This window comes from uncultured Anaerococcus sp. (genome assembly GCF_947253225.1).
GTDB lineage: Bacteria > Bacillota > Clostridia > Tissierellales > Peptoniphilaceae > Anaerococcus.
The window spans coordinates 1-3,800 of the sequence record NZ_CAMXYR010000094.1 but is presented as its reverse complement, the minus strand read 5'-3'; the positions used below and the strand labels follow the sequence as shown (position 1 = coordinate 3,800).

3 protein-coding genes are annotated in these 3,800 nt (G+C 33.0%); 1 reads left to right on the top strand and 2 read right to left on the bottom strand.

Annotation, left to right across the window (positions count from 1 at the left end; all coding sequences use genetic code 11):
- The first annotated feature begins 185 nt into the window (after window positions 1-185).
- Entirely contained in the window at window positions 186-506 is a 321-nt protein-coding gene (locus tag Q0W95_RS07650; protein WP_297791499.1) for a glutathione S-transferase N-terminal domain-containing protein, read from the top strand.
- Window positions 507-539: 33 nt separating this feature from the next.
- Here the strand turns inward: Q0W95_RS07650 and Q0W95_RS07645 are convergent, their stop codons facing one another.
- Both Q0W95_RS07645 and Q0W95_RS07640 read right to left on the bottom strand, forming a co-directional pair.
- Window positions 540-2,162: a DEAD/DEAH box helicase gene (locus Q0W95_RS07645; RefSeq protein ID WP_297791497.1), complete on the bottom strand. Its 1,623-nt coding sequence runs from the start codon at window positions 2,160-2,162 to the stop codon at window positions 540-542.
- A gap of 115 nt (window positions 2,163-2,277) precedes the next feature.
- A complete protein-coding gene (locus Q0W95_RS07640; RefSeq protein WP_297791495.1) occupies window positions 2,278-3,798 on the bottom strand; it encodes an FAD-dependent protein in 1,521 nt (506 codons plus the stop codon).
- Window positions 3,799-3,800: the final 2 nt, after the last annotated feature.

The following is a 3,800-nucleotide window of genomic DNA, read 5'->3' as shown; positions in this document are numbered from 1 at the left end:
TCCTAAGATAATGTAAGGTACCATTATTTGAAATAAATTTTTACTGTATAGCCTAGACTTGTTATGACTGATTTGGAGTATAATATGTAAATACTCAAAGTGAAAAATTGTATAACTTATGAAAAAAAGGAATAAAAAGTGCACTACTTGGAAGAAATTAATCTAGTAGTTAAGAAAGGAAAATTATGAGAAAAGAAATTAAAAGAGAATGGGATTTTGAACTATATTTTAAGCCAGACTGCCCATATTGCCTTAAAGTATTAAATTATTTTAGGGAAAATGATATAATAAAGTTTCCATCTTACAATACTGAGGATGTAAACTCAGGATATGAAAATCAAGACAAACTTATTGCAATAGGAGGTAAGGTGCAAGTTCCTTGTATGGTAATTGATGGAAAGGCTATGTATGAATCTGACGATATAATTGTCTATGCCAAGGAAAATTTTCTAGAAAAAGCTAAAAATAATAAGGCGAATAGAAAAGATAAAAATAATAAAAAATAGAGGAGAAGAGTGGAAGCACCTAGGCTACCACTCTTAATTTTTTGCTTCTTCAATTTTTACTTTTTTCCCAGCTATTTTTTTATTGTTTAAAGCTCGGATACATTCGTTACCTACACTTTTATCAACATCTACAAAAGTGTAGGTTTTTTGTATTCTGATTTGACCAATTTTATTAGATGGAACTTTTCCCAGCCTATTTAGAGCCTTTATTATTTTATTTTTATCAAAATTATCTATCTTTCCCCTGTTTATAAAAAGAGTTACCAAGCTATCTTGAGATCTTCTGGAAGACTTTTTCTTATCTTGATTTTTGTTGCCCTTATTTTTTTCTTTTTTAGTATCAATACCAGCTATTTTTTCATGGTTTTGTGAATTTATCTGGGATAATTTTTCGCTAAGGAGTACTTGAGCAATTGTAAATGGATCGTATCCTTTTTCCATAAGTCTTATTAGTATATTTTTTTCTTTATCAGATCCAGTAAAGTTTTCTAGCTTGCAAGTCAAATCTTCAATTATGGAAATTTCTGAGTGTCTATCTATTTGGGCAAGGCTAGGAATTTCGGTTTCCTTTATATCAGCCTTGGTGTATCTTTCAATTGCCCTAAGTCTCTCACTATCTCTTCCTGCCACGAACGAATAGCTTATACCACTTTTGCCAGCTCTTGCGGTTCTACCTATCCTGTGAACATAATATTCATCAAGTTGAGGTAGGTCGTAGTTAAAGACAAGGTCGACATTATCAACATCCAAACCACGAGCAGCAACATCTGTTGCTATCAAAATATCAATAGTGGTATTCCTGAATTTTTTCATAACCTGATCTCTTTGAGATTGCTTGAGATCTCCATGAAGTCCATCAACTAGATATCCTTTTTTGCTTAAGGATTCAACTAGGTTGTCAACCTTTCTTTTTGTATTACAAAAGACTATGGCAAGTTTTGGCTTGTGAATTTCTAAAAGTCTAGTTAGAGCCTCTTGCTTATTGGCTTCCTTTAGCTTTATATAATATTGCTCTATTCTTGTAACAGTAACTTCCTCTGCCTTGATTTTTATGGATATAGGATTATTTTGGTAAATTTTTGAAAATTCTACAATTTCTTTGCCCATTGTTGCAGAGAAAAAACAGGTTTGCCTATCCATATTTGTTGCATCAAGGATGAATTTCATGTCATCCCTAAAGCCCATATCAAACATCTCATCAGCCTCATCTAAAACAACTATTTTCAAATCACTAAGCTTTAGAACTCTTCTTCTCATAAGATCCATAAGTCTGCCAGGAGTTCCTACGACAATCTCAACTCCCTTTTTTAGAGACTTTATTTGTTTAACGATTTGTGTTCCGCCATAAACTGATAATATTTTAATATCTTTTTTGTATTTAGATAACTTCTTTATTTCATTGCTTACTTGCATACAAAGCTCTCTTGTTGGGCATAGGATAAGAGCCTGAGTTAAGCCATTTACTTCTACCTTTTCTATAAGAGGTATTGAAAATGCTGCAGTTTTTCCAGTTCCAGTTTGAGCTTGACCGATCAAATCTCTTCCTTCAAGGAGGGGAGGTATGGTTTTCTCTTGTATAGGAGATGGATTAACAAATCCCATGTCAGTTACAGCTTTTACGATTTCAGTTGATATATTTAATTCTTTAAATTCCATTAATTAATTTGTGTTTCCTTTTCTTTATGTTTTCTTAAATAAAAAAGGCAGTCGCCATCAGACAACTGCCAAATACTACTTATATTATCCATCAATTTTTATGAAAATCAAGCCCTTAACCTTCTAAGATTTCAATAGCACATTTCAATCCATCAAGGGCAGAAGAAATTATCCCACCAGCAAAGCCAGCTCCTTCGCCAATTGGTCTTAAATTTTTGTACTTAGTTGCATAGTTGTCTCTTTCAATTCGTACAGGAGAGGATGTTCTAGTTTCAACTCCAGTAAGAATTGCATCAGGATTATCAAATCCCTTTAATTTTTTTCCGAAAACTAGGAGAGCTTCCCTTATAGCTTCATTTATTTTTTCTGGATATATTTCATTTAGGTTGCAAAGTGTGTATCCTGTTTGAATGCTTGGTTTTATTTTTCCTAGAGTTTCACTTTTTTTATTTTCCAAATAGTCGCCCAGTCTTTGAACAGGGGCTTTATTGTCTAAACCTCCTAAAATATAGGCTTTTCTTTCAATTTCTCTTTGAAAATAAATTCCTGCTAGCTTTCCTTCTCCAAGGATATCACTAGAAATTGTACAGACTATTGCAGAATTTGCATTGGTATTTGCCCTATCGTGATAGCTCATTCCATTAACGCAAAGCTTATCGTTTTCGCTTGAACCATTTACAACAAAACCACCTGGACACATACAAAAACTATAAACCGATGTTCTTTTTTCCTTATTGGTATAGTTTAGTTGATAGCTAGCTTGAGGAAGTCTCCCGTCTTTAACCTTGTATTGGCTAAAGTTAATATCTTCCTGCAAGTGCTCAATTCTAAAACCTACTGCGAATGGCTTTTGACTGATTTCTATATACTTATCTAGCATAATGAAGGTATCCCTTGCTGAGTTTCCAAGGGCTAAGATATATTCATCCGCCCTGTATTTAGCTCTGTCAGTAATTAATTCAACGACTTTATTATTTTCTATAGAAAGATCGACAAACTTCTCTTCGAAATGGAAGCTTCCACCTAAGCTTTCAATATTTTTTCTAATATTAACAATAACTTCCCTCAAGATATCAGTACCTACATGAGGTAGGTGGTCATATAAGATATCTTGTGGAGCACCATTTTCAACAAGAAGTTTGAATATATAAGCTTGCCTTTTATCTTTTGACCTAGAGGTCAATTTCCCGTCAGAGAATGTACCAGCTCCACCTTCACCAAATTGGATATTAGAGCTTGGATTTAATTTGCCACCTTCTATGAAGTCATCTATTGTTTTTATTCGATCTTCAACTCTTTGACCTTGCTCAATAATATCTACCTTTACACCAACCTTGGCCAAGGCATAAGAAGCTAGCAAACCAGAAGGTCCTGCACCAACTATGATTGCTGAATTAACCTTGTTGGTATTAGCGAAAACTAAATTCTCTTCTTCATATTCACAAATATTATGCTTTAGTTTTTTGAAGATTTTGGGGCTTACATCTGTATCTATCAAAACTTGGTAGACAAAATAAATGCCTTTTCTAGCATCTATAGATTTTTTATATATTTTATATGAATCTATTTTCTTATTTATAGTTTTTTCTATTTCTTTTTTTAATGCATCAATTGGAGCATCAAGGGGTATCTTTATAT